The 12,840-nt window shown below is 60.4% G+C and carries 10 protein-coding genes, 3 tRNA genes and 2 pseudogenes; 14 read left to right on the top strand and 1 reads right to left on the bottom strand.

Translation table 11 applies throughout. The features are described 5' to 3' along the window. The first annotated feature begins 209 nt into the window (after positions 1 to 209). The 14 genes and pseudogenes from truA to ACI2KB_RS28895 all read left to right on the top strand — a co-directional run bounded on the left by truA (position 210) and on the right by ACI2KB_RS28895 (position 12,524). Positions 210 to 1,034: a tRNA pseudouridine(38-40) synthase TruA gene (gene truA / locus ACI2KB_RS28830; protein WP_404640488.1), complete on the top strand. Its 825-nt coding sequence runs from the start codon at positions 210 to 212 to the stop codon at positions 1,032 to 1,034. A 59-nt stretch (positions 1,035 to 1,093) separates the two neighbouring features. Continuing rightward, positions 1,094 to 1,714 carry a phosphoribosylanthranilate isomerase gene (locus ACI2KB_RS28835; RefSeq protein ID WP_404640479.1) on the top strand — a complete coding sequence of 207 codons (621 nt, stop codon included), beginning with the start codon at positions 1,094 to 1,096 and terminating at the stop codon, positions 1,712 to 1,714. A 294-nt stretch (positions 1,715 to 2,008) separates the two neighbouring features. Next, positions 2,009 to 2,929 carry an acetyl-CoA carboxylase, carboxyltransferase subunit beta gene (accD, locus tag ACI2KB_RS28840; RefSeq protein WP_404640480.1) on the top strand — a complete coding sequence of 307 codons (921 nt, stop codon included), beginning with the start codon at positions 2,009 to 2,011 and terminating at the stop codon, positions 2,927 to 2,929. After that, positions 2,926 to 4,232 (top strand): annotated as a pseudogene (folC, locus tag ACI2KB_RS28845) (bifunctional tetrahydrofolate synthase/dihydrofolate synthase). Before accD ends, folC begins: the two are co-directional and overlap by 4 nt. Beyond that, positions 4,216 to 4,908, top strand: a complete 693-nt coding sequence (locus ACI2KB_RS28850) for an SPOR domain-containing protein (protein WP_404640481.1) — start codon at positions 4,216 to 4,218, stop codon at positions 4,906 to 4,908. Before folC ends, ACI2KB_RS28850 begins: the two are co-directional and overlap by 17 nt. Before the next feature lie 260 nt (positions 4,909 to 5,168). After that, positions 5,169 to 5,756: a CvpA family protein gene (locus ACI2KB_RS28855; RefSeq protein ID WP_404640482.1), complete on the top strand. Its 588-nt coding sequence runs from the start codon at positions 5,169 to 5,171 to the stop codon at positions 5,754 to 5,756. A 12-nt stretch (positions 5,757 to 5,768) separates the two neighbouring features. After that, positions 5,769 to 7,277 carry an amidophosphoribosyltransferase gene (purF, locus tag ACI2KB_RS28860; protein WP_404640483.1) on the top strand — a complete coding sequence of 503 codons (1,509 nt, stop codon included), beginning with the start codon at positions 5,769 to 5,771 and terminating at the stop codon, positions 7,275 to 7,277. 30 nt (positions 7,278 to 7,307) lie between these two features. Further along, the gene (locus ACI2KB_RS28865) at positions 7,308 to 8,519 is read left to right on the top strand and encodes an O-succinylhomoserine sulfhydrylase (protein WP_404640484.1); all 1,212 of its coding nucleotides are present in this window, start codon (positions 7,308 to 7,310) and stop codon (positions 8,517 to 8,519) included. A gap of 23 nt (positions 8,520 to 8,542) precedes the next feature. Then, positions 8,543 to 9,307 carry an SDR family oxidoreductase gene (locus ACI2KB_RS28870; RefSeq protein ID WP_404640489.1) on the top strand — a complete coding sequence of 255 codons (765 nt, stop codon included), beginning with the start codon at positions 8,543 to 8,545 and terminating at the stop codon, positions 9,305 to 9,307. A gap of 290 nt (positions 9,308 to 9,597) precedes the next feature. Further along, positions 9,598 to 9,673: transfer RNA gene (locus ACI2KB_RS28875), tRNA-Val, on the top strand. A gap of 78 nt (positions 9,674 to 9,751) precedes the next feature. After that, positions 9,752 to 9,828, top strand: a tRNA-Asp gene (locus ACI2KB_RS28880). 123 nt (positions 9,829 to 9,951) lie between these two features. Continuing rightward, a tRNA-Asp gene (locus tag ACI2KB_RS28885) sits at positions 9,952 to 10,028 on the top strand. 247 nt (positions 10,029 to 10,275) lie between these two features. Beyond that, a complete protein-coding gene (aroA, locus tag ACI2KB_RS28890; RefSeq protein WP_404640485.1) occupies positions 10,276 to 11,541 on the top strand; it encodes a 3-phosphoshikimate 1-carboxyvinyltransferase in 1,266 nt (421 codons plus the stop codon). 146 nt (positions 11,542 to 11,687) lie between these two features. Then, the gene (locus tag ACI2KB_RS28895) at positions 11,688 to 12,524 is read left to right on the top strand and encodes a DUF2242 domain-containing protein (protein ID WP_404640486.1); all 837 of its coding nucleotides are present in this window, start codon (positions 11,688 to 11,690) and stop codon (positions 12,522 to 12,524) included. A 196-nt stretch (positions 12,525 to 12,720) separates the two neighbouring features. On the opposite strand, the pseudogene ACI2KB_RS28900 reads toward ACI2KB_RS28895, so the two are convergent. Beyond that, positions 12,721 to 12,840 (bottom strand): annotated as a pseudogene (locus ACI2KB_RS28900) (threonine dehydratase); the annotation flags it as partial.

Below are 12,840 nucleotides of genomic sequence, written 5' to 3' on the forward strand. Positions count from 1 at the left end.
CGCTTCGGCGGTCGTTTTCGTTGGTGTGTTCATGCGCGGCGTGCAGTATTGCACCTGGCGGGCGCAGAGTTCCGGCCGTTCCGCAGCGTGCTGACCACTGCCAATGGCGTCTTTTCCCGTCATCCGTATAATGGCCGCCCTTGCGCGCATCCACAGGCTTTAAGCAGTTGGCAATCATGAACACCGAGGCAGAGACAGCGGCCGCCGAAATGGCCGCCGAAGGTTTTTTCAGAATCGCACTGGGCGTGGAGTACAAAGGCTCCCGTTACAGCGGTTGGCAGCGCCAGTCTACGGGTGTGCTGACTGTTCAGGAGACTCTCGAAAACGCTCTGTCGAAAGTGGCCGACTCACCGGTTTCGCTGATGTGCGCCGGGCGTACCGACGCGGGTGTGCATGCCTGTGGACAAGTGGTCCATTTCGACACCCAGGCCGTGCGCAGCATGAAGGCCTGGACCATGGGCGCCAATATCAATTTGCCTCACGACGTCAGCGTGACCTGGGCCCAGGAGATGCCCGCGCACTTTCACGCCCGCTTCAAGGCTATCGCCCGTCGCTACCGTTACGTGATCTACAACGATCAGATTCGCCCTGCCCACTTGGGGCAGGAAATCACCTGGAATCATCGGCCGCTGGACGTCGAGCGCATGGCGTTGGCCGCGGAATATCTGGTAGGCACACATGATTTCAGCGCGTTTCGTGCCGGGCAGTGCCAGGCGAAATCGCCGATCAAGCAGATCCATCACCTGCGCGTGACTCGTCACGGCAAAATGATTGTCATTGACATTCGCGCCAACGCCTTTCTGCATCACATGGTGCGTAATATCGCGGGCGTGCTGATGACCATCGGCGCAGGGGAGCGACCGATCGAATGGGCCAGTGAAGTGCTCGAAAGTCGCGTCCGGCGCACGGGCGGCGTCACCGCCCATCCGTTTGGCCTGTATCTGGTGCAGGTGGAGTACCGCGACGAATTCCCGCTGCCGGAGCGTTATATCGGGCCGCATTTTCTTACGGGCTTCTCAGAACTTGGCGGCTGACGCCCGAAGTTGCATTTGCTAACATCCGGGACTTTCGCAAGGCTTGAGGTATTCACGACATGTCAGCCGTTCGCAGCAAGATCTGCGGGATTACCTGCATAGAAGATGCGTTGGCTGCTGTCGAGGCAGGAGCCGACGCCATCGGTTTCGTTTTTTACCCCAAGAGTCCACGGGCCGTGACCGCGGAGCAGGCGCGGGCCATCATCGCTCAGTTGCCGCCGTTCGTGAGCACTGTCGGCCTGTTCGTCAATGCCGAGCGTGAAGCGCTGAAAGCATTGCTCGATACCGTGCCGTTGGACCTGATCCAGTTTCATGGCGATGAAACCCCGGAGCAATGCGAGGGCTATCATCGCCCATGGATCAAGGCGCTGCGTGTGCAGGCCGGTGATGACATCGCGGCCAGTTGTGACCTTTACAACAAGGCCAGCGGCATTTTGCTCGACACCTATGTTGCAGGGGTGCCCGGCGGCACGGGCGAAACTTTCGACTGGGCACTGATTCCAAAGCAGCTCAGCAAGCCGATCATTCTCGCGGGAGGGCTGACGTCGGCCAACGTGGCGCAGGCCATCGCTCAGGTGCGGCCGTATGCGGTGGACGTCAGTGGCGGAGTAGAGCGGGCCAAGGGCCTCAAGGATCACGACAAGATTCGCGCCTTCATGAGTGCAGTCCACGGGACATAAGCGTTTTTTGCAGCCGGATGGGCTGTCGATGTGACGGCAGACAAGCGGTCGCCGTCCACTAGCCTGCGGCTACGGAATTACGGCAGGTAGACCGCCAAAATTGAACAGGCGAAGACGTATGAACGTCTCGCTGCAGGACACGCGCGGTATCGGCAGAGCAGCGTTGCAGCAGGTCAGGCGCTGGCGTCGATCGTTGCAGGGCTTCTGCGATGCCGCACATGAATTGGGTTTAAGGGCATGCGCATGGCAATCTTGGCCATTGCGTTCACGCCACCGGTACTGGAGAGAGAAAGCATGAGCAACTGGTTGGTAGACAAACTGATCCCTTCGATCATGCGTTCCGAGGTCAAGAAAAGCTCGGTACCTGAAGGCTTGTGGCACAAGTGCCCGTCCTGTGAGGCGGTGCTGTATCGTCCGGAGCTGGAAAAGACCCTGGACGTCTGCCCGAAGTGTAATCACCACATGCGCATCGATGCGCGTGCGCGGCTGGACATCTTCCTGGATGCCGAAGGCCGTCAGGAAATCGGCGCTGATCTGGAGCCGGTTGACCGCCTGAAATTCCGCGACAGCAAGAAATACAAGGATCGTCTGACCGCTGCCCAGAAGCAGACGGGCGAAAAAGACGCCCTGATTTCCATGAGCGGCACCCTGCTGGGCATGCCGGTCGTGTGCAGTGCCTTCGAATTCTCCTTCATGGGCGGTTCGATGGGGGCCATCGTAGGTGAGCGATTCGTACAGGCTGCCAACTACGCGCTGGAGAAACGCTGCCCGATGGTCTGCTTCGCCGCTTCCGGTGGCGCGCGGATGCAGGAAGCCCTGATTTCCCTGATGCAGATGGCCAAGACCTCGGCGGTACTGGCGCGTCTGCGTGAAGAAGGTCTGCCGTTCATCTCCGTTCTGACCGATCCGGTCTACGGGGGGGTTTCGGCCAGTCTGGCCATGTTGGGTGACGTGATCGTTGCTGAGCCTAAAGCGCTGGTCGGCTTTGCCGGTCCTCGCGTGATCGAACAAACCGTTCGTGAAAAGCTGCCGGAAGGCTTCCAGCGCAGCGAATTTCTGCTGGATCATGGCGCCATCGACATGATCATCCCTCGCGGCGAGTTGCGTCCGCGTCTGGGTAACCTGCTGGCCCAGATGATGAACCTGCCGACGCCGAAATTCGTTGCACCGAAACTTGAACCGGTCGTGGTTCCACCGGCTCCGGCGAACGTATGACCTCACGCTCTCTGAGCGACTGGCTCAGCTACCTGGAGCAACTGCATCCTTCCGCCATCGACATGGGGCTGGACCGATCGCGCCAGGTTGCCCTGCAACTGGGTCTGAATCGTCCGGCGCCCCGCGTCATTACAGTAACCGGCACCAACGGCAAGGGCTCGACCTGTGCGTTCCTGGCTTCGTTGCTGCAAGTGCAGGGCCTCAAGGTCGGCGTTTACAGTTCGCCGCATCTGGTACGTTACAACGAGCGGGTGCAGTTGCAGGGCGTGGAGGCCACGGACGAACAGTTGTGCGCAGCCTTTGAAGTGGTCGAGAAGGCGCGCGGCGACATTTCCTTGACCTACTTCGAAATGGGCACTCTTGCGGCATTCTGGTTGTTCGAGCAGGCGGCGCTGGATGCTGTCGTGCTGGAAGTCGGGTTGGGCGGGCGTCTGGACGCGGTAAACCTGATCGACGCCGACATGGCGCTGGTCACCAGCATTGGCGTCGATCACGCCGAGTGGCTGGGCAATACCCGTGAATCCGTAGCGTTTGAAAAGGCCGGTATTTTCCGTGAAGGGCGTCCTGCTCTTTGTGGTGATCTCGATCCCCCGCAGTCGTTGCTGGATCAGGCGCAGGCCCTGAACTGCCCGCTGTCTTTGCGCGGTCGCGACTTTGACGTGTCTGTCGGTGCAGCGGGCTGGAACTGGTTCGGTACCGATGGCAATGGTCAGCGGGTTGAATTGCACGATCTGCCGCTGCTTGATCTGCCGATGCAGAACGCAGCGCTGGCGCTCCAGGCGTTTTTGCTGTCAGGGCTGCCATGGCAGGCGTCATCGGTTCGCGCTGCGTTGGCAAGCGCTCGTGTGACGGGGCGGCTGGATCGTCGAACGTTCGAATGGCAAGGCAAGGCACTGCACCTGCTGCTCGACGTCGGTCACAACCCTCACGCTGCGGTCTTCCTGGCTGAGCGTCTGAGTCAGCGCCCTGTGGTGGGCAAGCGTCTGGCCGTGTTCGGCTTGCTCAGCGACAAGGATCTTGACGGTGTGCTGACTGAGCTGACCGGCTGCTTCGATCAGTGGGCGGTGACACCTTTGCCAACGTCGCGCAGTCGCTCGGCGCAGGAAATTGCGGGCGCGTTGCAGAACCTTGGCGCCACGGTAGCGTCCTACTCCAGCGTCGCGCAGGCCCTTGAGGCGCAATGCGCGCAGGCAACAACGGACGACGAGATCGTCCTGTTCGGGTCTTTTTATTGCGTCGCCGAGGCCCTGGAATGGCTGGCAGACGCGTCACGGAGGAAGTGACACATGGCTTTGCTGGATAGGGCGTACAAGCAGCGCATGGTAGGTGCTTTGGTGCTGATCGCCATTGCGGTGATTTTCCTGCCCATGCTGTTTTCGCGTCAGGATGAGGCTCGCCATGTGCAGGTGGATGCACCGGCTGCCCCGCAGGCGCCTGCCGTTGCGCCGGTCAAGGTCGAGCCGGTCGCGGTGCCTGAGCAGCAACCGCTGCCACAGGAGCCGGTGCCGTCCGACGAAGAGATCACCCAGCCTGTCCAGCCGCCTGCGAGCCAGCAACCGCCATCGATGCCGATCGCACCCGCGCCTGCCCCGGCTAAACCTGCGACCGCAGCACCACAGATGAAAACCACTCCGGTTCCGCTGCCGCCCAAACCTGCGGCTCCTGCGCCCGCACCTGCTGCCCCGGCCGCATCGCCAGCGCCGTTGGCTGCTGACACCAATCGGGTCGATGCCAATGGTTTGTCGATCACCTGGGCCGTGCAAGTGGCCAGCCTGTCCAACCGGGCCAACGCCGATAACCTGCAGAAAGCCTTGCGTACTCAGGGCTACAACGCCTACATCCGCACGGCCGACGGTGTGAATCGCGTATTCGTCGGGCCATTGATCGAGCGTGCAGAAGCGGACCGTCTGCGTGACCAGCTCAACAAGCAGCAGAAGCTCAACGGCATCGTGGTGCGTTTCCAGCCGGAGCGTAAGTAGCCTGATTCCTCTCGCGCTGCGCGTCGTTTTGACGCGCAGCGCGTTACGATCCTCGTAGCGGTCCGGCTTGGCGGCGGCAGCGATTTCAAGGGCGTCACCGTCGGCAAGCCGGACTGCTACAAGGGAATCGGCGCTCAGGGCAACGAATCTTGGCCAAAGTCCAATAGTTGGCGTTAATTGCCGACTACCCTCAATCCCCGCTTACCGCCGCGCGAGCGCTCTGCTAAAATGCGCCGCCTCATCAGTCTGTAGGCTGCAACGTGTCATTTACTCCGGTTGACTGGGCGATCATTGCGATTGTCGCCATCTCCGCTTTGATCAGTCTCAAGCGCGGCTTCGTCAAGGAAGCGCTGTCCTTGCTGACCTGGATCATCGCAGGTGTCGTGGCCTGGATGTTTGGCGGTTCGCTGGCCCAGTATCTGGTCAATTACATCGAAACACCTTCGGCGCGCGTGATTGCGGGCTGCACCATTCTTTTCGTCGCCACGCTGCTGGTTGGCGCCATGGTCAACTTTCTTATCGGGGAACTGATTCGCGTCACCGGGCTGTCCGGGACCGATCGTTTTCTGGGTATGGTCTTCGGGGCTGCACGCGGAGGCCTGCTGGTCGTCGTTGCGGTAGGGCTGTTGAGCCTGGGCCCGGTACAACAGGATCAATGGTGGCAGCAGTCCAGACTGCTGCCACAGTTCGTGATGGTCGCTGACTGGTCGAAAAACCTGATTCTCGGGATGTCCAGCAAGTGGCTAGCCAGCGGGGTCAGCGTACCTGTTGATATCCCGTTCAAGGATCACCTCCTGCCGTCGGTAACGCCGCAGGATGTGATCGGTAAATCCAGTTCCACTAAGTAGGGGTTGTGTCGCATGTGTGGCATCGTCGGTATCGTCGGCAAGTCGAACGTCAATCAGGCGCTGTATGACGCGCTCACCGTCCTCCAGCACCGCGGCCAGGACGCTGCCGGTATCGTGACCAGCCATGATGGCCGGTTGTTCCTGCGTAAGGACAACGGTCTGGTCCGTGACGTCTTCCAGCAGCGCCATATGCAGCGCCTGGTCGGTCACATGGGCATCGGTCACGTACGTTATCCAACAGCGGGCAGCTCGACTTCGGCCGAAGCCCAGCCGTTCTACGTCAACTCGCCTTACGGCATCACGCTGGCGCACAACGGCAACCTGACCAACGTCGAGCAACTGGCCAAGGAGATTTACGAATCTGACCTGCGCCACGTCAACACCAACTCCGATTCGGAAGTGTTGCTCAACGTCTTCGCTCACGAGCTGGCCGTTCGCGGCAAGCTGCAACCGACCGAAGAAGACATCTTCGCGGCCGTGACCGACGTGCACAACCGTTGCCGTGGTGGCTACGCCGTAGTGGCGATGATCACCGGCTACGGTATCGTCGGTTTCCGTGACCCGGATGCCATTCGCCCGATCGTCTTCGGTCAGCGTCACACCGACGAAGGTGTCGAATACATGATCGCCTCGGAAAGCGTGTCTCTGGACGTGCTTGGCTTCACCCTGATTCGCGACCTCGCGCCGGGCGAAGCGGTGTACATCACCGAAGACGGCAAGCTGCACACCCGTCAATGCGCGGCCAACCCGAAATACGCACCGTGCATCTTCGAACACGTTTACCTGGCGCGCCCGGATTCGATCATCGACGGCATTTCTGTCTACAAGGCGCGTCTGCGCATGGGTGAAAAGCTGGCCGACAAGATCCGCCGCGAGCGCCCGGACCACGACATCGATGTGGTCATTCCGATTCCCGACACCAGCCGCACTGCCGCGCTGGAGCTGGCGAACCATCTGGGCGTCAAGTTCCGCGAAGGCTTCGTGAAGAACCGCTACATTGGCCGGACCTTCATCATGCCGGGGCAGGCCGCGCGGAAAAAATCCGTGCGCCAGAAGCTCAACGCCATCGAGCTGGAATTCCGTGGCAAGAACGTGATGCTGGTGGACGACTCCATCGTGCGCGGTACCACCTGCAAGCAGATCATCCAGATGGCCCGCGAAGCCGGTGCCAAAAACGTGTATTTCTGCTCCGCAGCCCCGGCTGTACGCTTCCCTAACGTCTACGGCATCGACATGCCGAGTGCTCACGAGCTGATCGCTCACAACCGTACCACTCAGGACGTGGCCGACCTCATCGGTGCCGACTGGCTGGTTTATCAGGACCTTACCGACCTGATCGAAGCGGTCAGCGGCAGCAAGAAGATCAAGATCGATAACTTCGATTGCTCGGTCTTCGACGGCAAGTACGTGACCGGTGACATCGACGAGCATTACCTGAACAAGATCGAGCAGGCGCGTAATGACGCCTCCAAGGCCAAGAATCAGGCAGTCAGTGCGATCATCGATCTGTACAACAACTAATTCAGACACGTTATCGAAAGGAGCAGCGGCATGACTCAGCAATGGGATGCCGGTCGACTGGACAGCGATCTGGACGGCGTGGGTTTCGATACCCTCGCTGTGCGGGCTGGTCAGCACCGTACGCCGGAGAGCGAACACAGCGATCCACTGTTTTTTACATCCAGCTACGTGTTCCGCACGGCTGCCGATGCGGCCGCCACGTTTGCCGGTGAGCAGCCAGGCAACGTCTATTCGCGTTATACCAACCCGACCGTGCATTCGTTCGAAGAACGCATTGCTGCGCTGGAAGGCGGCGAGCAGGCCGTGGCTACGTCTACCGGGATGTCGGCGATTCTGGCAACCGTCATGAGCCTGTGCAGTGCAGGCGATCATGTGCTGGTGTCCAAAAGCGTGTTCGGCTCGACCATCAGCCTGTTTGAGAAGTACTTCAAGCGTTTTGGTGTGCAGGTGGATTATGTTCCGCTGGCCGACTTGTCCGGCTGGGATGCGGCCATCAAACCCAACACCAAATTGCTGTTCGTCGAGTCGCCGTCCAACCCGCTGGCTGAATTGGTCGATATCGCTGCGCTGGCTGAAATCGCGCATGCCAAGGGCGCGATGCTGGTGGTCGACAACTGCTTCTGCACCCCTGCGTTGCAACAACCGCTGCGTCTGGGCGCTGATGTGGTTGTGCACTCGGCCACCAAGTTCATCGACGGTCAAGGCCGTGCGATGGGGGGCGTGGTCGTCGGGCGCAACGAGCAGATGAAAGAAGTCGTGGGCTTTTTGCGCACTGCGGGTCCGAGCCTGAGTCCGTTCAACGCCTGGCTGTTTCTCAAGGGGCTCGAAACCCTGAAGATCCGCATGCGTGCTCACTGCGAAAACGCTCTGGAGCTGGCGCAGTGGCTGGAACAGCAAGACGGTATCGAGAAAGTGCATTACGCCGGTCTCGAAAGCCATCCGCAGCACGAACTGGCCAAGCGTCAGCAGAAGGCGTTCGGTGCCGTGGTGAGCTTTGAGGTGAAGGGCGGCAAAGAGGGCGCCTGGCGCTTTATCGACGCGACTCGCCTGATTTCGATCACCGCCAACCTGGGCGACACCAAGACCACGATCACGCACCCTAGCACCACGTCTCACGGTCGTTTGTCGCCGCAGGAACGTGAAGCTGCCGGTATCCGTGACAGCCTGATCCGGATCGCTGTCGGTCTGGAAGATGTGGCTGACCTCAAGGCTGATCTAGCGCGTGGTCTGGCTGCGTTGTGAGTGATGCCGTGAGTGAGTTGACGATGGACGCCGCCCGTGAACACAACGGGCGTGTAGCGCTGGTCACCGGAGCTGCGCGAGGAATCGGTCTGGGCATCGCTGCCTGGCTGATTACCGAAGGCTGGCAGGTCGTGTTGACGGACGTGGATCGCAATCGTGGCGAGATCGTCGTCGGTGTGCTGGGCGAAAACGCGTCGTTCATTGCGATGGACGTTGCCAATGAAGAACAGGTGGCTGCGGGCGTTGCCGAGATTCTCGGCATGTTCGGACGTCTGGATGCATTGGTGTGCAACGCGGCTGTCGCCGATCCACGCAATACTGTGCTGGAAAGCCTCGGGCTGGCGCACTGGAATCGTGTGCTGGCGGTGAACCTGACGGGGCCCATGCTTCTCGCCAAGCACTGTGCGCCGTACCTGCGCGCCCATGGCGGCAGTATCGTCAACCTGAGTTCGACCCGTGCGCGCCAGTCCGAGCCTGACACGGAGGCCTATGCGGCCAGCAAGGGCGGTCTGTTGGCACTCACTCACGCATTGGCCATGAGCCTCGGTCCCCAAGTGCGGGTCAATGCGGTCAGCCCTGGCTGGATCGATGCGCGTGATCCGTCGCAGCGTCGCGCCGAGCCTTTGTCCGACGCCGATCATGCGCAGCATCCGGCGGGCAGGGTGGGGACGGTCGAGGATGTGGCGGCGACCGTTGCGTGGTTGCTGTCGAAGAACTCCGGTTTCGTCACCGGGCAGGAGTTCGTGGTCGACGGCGGCATGAGCAAGAAGATGATTTACGTGGAATAAACACCTGTCGTCGGTCATGCGTTCCCTGTGAGCCGGCTTGCTGACGAATGCGCTGGGCCAGTCAACCTACCTGTCACTGACACACCGCATTCGTCAGCAAGCCGGCTCCCACAACTAAGCGTGTCCGACCGCAGATGCCGATGTATGCAGATGAAACGCAAGAGCGAACCGGGTGTTCGCTTTTTTTGCTTTTGGCTTGCTGCTCAAAACGGCTTTTTTAAAAAAACTTCAAGCAGGCTATTGACTTAGGTTCGGCACCTGCGTAAATTTCGCGGCCTCAGCGAAGCAAAGGGTGATTAGCTCAGCCGGGAGAGCATCTGCCTTACAAGCAGAGGGTCGGCGGTTCGATCCCGTCATCACCCACCATCGTTGAGAAGCTGAAAAGCTTGTTGCAAGACGCTGAAGGTTACTGAGATTCAGCAGGACAAAAAAGTCCACCACTGCGCAGCGGTAGTTCAGTCGGTTAGAATACCGGCCTGTCACGCCGGGGGTCGCGGGTTCGAGTCCCGTCCGCTGCGCCATATTTTACGAATCGGATGTTTCCGGTTCGAGACTGAAAAGCGACAGCTTTTAGTCAGAGTCAAAAGAAACAGGCAGTCGAAGCCGGTTTCAATGAGTTAAACAGACGCAAGTCTGTGCGACACGCAGCGGTAGTTCAGTCGGTTAGAATACCGGCCTGTCACGCCGGGGGTCGCGGGTTCGAGTCCCGTCCGCTGCGCCATACATAGTTTCAAGGCCCTTGAACTCCTTGAAACGACAAAGGAAGCGACCTAAGGGTCGCTTTTTTTATGCCTGACTTTCAGGCCGCCTCGTGCTTTAGGCCGGGGGGAATCCGTCGATACCGCCAACTGCCGTCATTTGGGCCTTCCACCGTGAATGTGGTCGAGGTGCTGCACGGCAGCACGATAAATGCCATCATTGGCGGCTTGTTTGACGCTGCGCTGATATCGACTTTGGAGAGCTGGACCATGGGCATGAACCAAACCATCACTGTGATCCCACCGGGTGTACCGTTGACGGGGCATGTCTCACCACCAGGCTCGAAGTCGATCACCAACCGCGCGCTGCTGCTGGCTGCGCTGGCCAAGGGCACCAGCCATCTGCGAGGTGCGCTGAAGAGCGATGACACCCGTCACATGTCCAACGCTTTGCGGCAGATGGGCGTGACCATCGACGAGCCGGATGACACCAGCTTCGTCGTCACCGGCACCGGCAGCCTGCAAATCCCTGACGGTCCGCTGTTTCTGGGCAATGCGGGCACGGCGGTGCGCTTCCTGACAGCGGCTGTCGCGACCGTGAATGGCAAGGTGACGTTGGACGGCGATCACTACATGCAAAAGCGTCCCATCGGCCCGCTGCTTGAATCGTTGCGCAAGGGCGGCCTGAGCGCGGAAAGCGCCACCGGTTGTCCGCCGGTGACCATTAAGGGCACGGGGGCGATCAAGGCGACCCGTTTTGAAATCGATGGCGGCTTGTCCAGTCAGTACGTTTCGGCGCTATTGATGGTCGCAGCCTGTGGCGCAGCACCGATTGAAGTGGCGCTGACTGGCAAGGAAATCGGCGCTCGCGGCTACATCGACTTGACCCTCGCCTGCATGCGCGCCTTTGGTGCCGAGGTTGAAGTGGTCAACGAAGCACTGTGGCGTGTTTCGCCGACGGGCTATACCGCCTGTGACTACCAGATCGAGCCTGACGCGTCAGCGGCGACCTACCTGTGGGCGGCTGAGGCCCTGACCGGCGGCAAGATCGATCTGGGCGTGGCCGCTGAAGCTTTCACACAGCCGGACGCCAAGGCACAAGAGATGATCGCGCAATTTCCTCGCATGCAGGCCGTGATCAATGGTTCGCAGATGCAGGATGCGATTCCGACCCTGGCCGTGCTGGCCGCTTTCAACGAGACGCCGGTGCGTTTCGTCGACCTGGCCAACCTGCGCGTCAAGGAATGCGACCGCGTGCAGGCCCTGTATGACGGCCTGAATCAAGTGCGCCCGGGGTTGGCGACGGTGGAAGGCGACGACCTACTGGTGGCCGCAGATCCTGGCTTGGCAGGCACGGCCAGCACAGGTTTGATCAACACCCATTCCGACCACCGGATTGCAATGTGTTTCGCGTTGGCGGGTCTGAAGGTGTCCGGCGTGCGTATTCAGGACCCTGAGTGTGTGGCCAAGACCTACCCGGGTTACTGGCGTGCACTGGAGTTCCTTGGCGTGCGCCTGGAGCGTGGCGAGGTCTGATGCTCTACTGCGTAATGCGTCGGTGAAAAGCGCGATGTATCCACATGGTTGCAAACTGCGCGTTGATCCGGCGCAACGCTTGTTGCAGACTTACCGGCGTTTTCTCCGGTCCACTGTTCTGTCGACCTTTTTCCCCGGGATGTTTGATGTCTAGATTACTGAGCTTTCGTACCGCATGCTGGGTATTCGCCCTGCTGGCTGCCGCAGGCTGCTCGTCAAAAAAGCAGGCTGTCTACGAACATGAAAACTTCGACGATGCCGGGACTTTCTCACGCAACTACCCCGTGTCGGATGCTGCGACGTGCGAGGCAGGGCGTCGTGCGCTGCTGAGTCAGGGCTACATCATCACCAGCAGTGATCCGAAAATGATCGCCGGTCATAAAAGCTTCCAGCAGACCGGTGAGACCCACATGGAGATCAGCTTCAACGTGGTCTGTGCGGCGGATGGCGCTGCTGATGGCAAAGCCACCATGTTTGCCAACGCCTTGCAGGATCGTTATGCGCTGAAGAAGGTGAACAACTCGGCGAGTCTGGGGGTGGGGGTATTGGGTTCGGTGTCTATGCCGATCGGCTCGACCGATGACTCTATGGTCAAGGTGGCCAGTGAGACCGTGGCGTCGCCCAAGTTCTATGACCGTTTCTTCGCGCTGGTGGAAAACTTCCTTCCGCCTGAAGTGAAGAAGGCCGCGCACATTGAAGAGAAGCCTAAAACCGATCTGGGCATGCCTGAGCCGGTGCCGGGCAAGGCAGCTGCGCAGACCGAGCAGAAACCGGCCGAAGCGCCTGCCTCTGCACCGGCTGCGTTGGCGACCCCTGCGACGACGTCGACCGCGGCCACCGAGCAGAGCAGCGAGCCGATGCCAGCGCCTGCGGAGCCTGAGCCGGTGAAGGTTGAGACGCCTGCTGAACCTGCGCCTGCAACCCCGGCGGTAACGCCTGCTCCTGCCGCAGAAACTGCCCCGGAGACAACTCCGGCGCAGTAGTTGGGACGTTCGCTATCCGCTTCTGCCCGTAGCGCGTAGGAGCGTCGCTTGCCCGCGATCTGGCGCGAAGCGGCAGCGAAACCGGCAAACGCGGTAGGCCTGAAACACCGCGTTGTGAGGTTTTACGACGGGTTCCCTGTCGATCGCGAGCAAGCGACGCTCCTACGCTGCGCCCAGAATCAAAAGCTGATCAGCGTTAGCCCAGGAACAAGCGGTACGCCGGGTTGTTCGTCTCATCCCAATACGGATACCCAATCTCCGCCAGCGCCTGCGGCACCAGATGCCGCTCGTCTTCCGGCACCACCAGCCCGGCCAC

This window comes from Pseudomonas sp. NPDC088444 (assembly GCF_044900175.1).
GTDB lineage: Bacteria > Pseudomonadota > Gammaproteobacteria > Pseudomonadales > Pseudomonadaceae > Aquipseudomonas.

Bases quoted from the DNA above. Each gene is read 5' to 3' on its own strand.
- truA (WP_404640488.1), top strand. From the start codon at position 210: ATGGCCGCCGAAGGTTTTTTCAGAATCGCACTGGGCGTGGAGTACAAA.
- ACI2KB_RS28835 (WP_404640479.1), top strand. From the start codon at position 1,094: ATGTCAGCCGTTCGCAGCAAGATCTGCGGGATTACCTGCATAGAAGAT.
- accD (WP_404640480.1), top strand. From the start codon at position 2,009: ATGAGCAACTGGTTGGTAGACAAACTGATCCCTTCGATCATGCGTTCC.
- ACI2KB_RS28850 (WP_404640481.1), top strand. From the start codon at position 4,216: ATGGCTTTGCTGGATAGGGCGTACAAGCAGCGCATGGTAGGTGCTTTG.
- purF (WP_404640483.1), top strand. From the start codon at position 5,769: ATGTGTGGCATCGTCGGTATCGTCGGCAAGTCGAACGTCAATCAGGCG.
- ACI2KB_RS28865 (WP_404640484.1), top strand. From the start codon at position 7,308: ATGACTCAGCAATGGGATGCCGGTCGACTGGACAGCGATCTGGACGGC.
- ACI2KB_RS28870 (WP_404640489.1), top strand. From the start codon at position 8,543: ATGGACGCCGCCCGTGAACACAACGGGCGTGTAGCGCTGGTCACCGGA.
- aroA (WP_404640485.1), top strand. From the start codon at position 10,276: ATGGGCATGAACCAAACCATCACTGTGATCCCACCGGGTGTACCGTTG.
- ACI2KB_RS28895 (WP_404640486.1), top strand. From the start codon at position 11,688: ATGTCTAGATTACTGAGCTTTCGTACCGCATGCTGGGTATTCGCCCTG.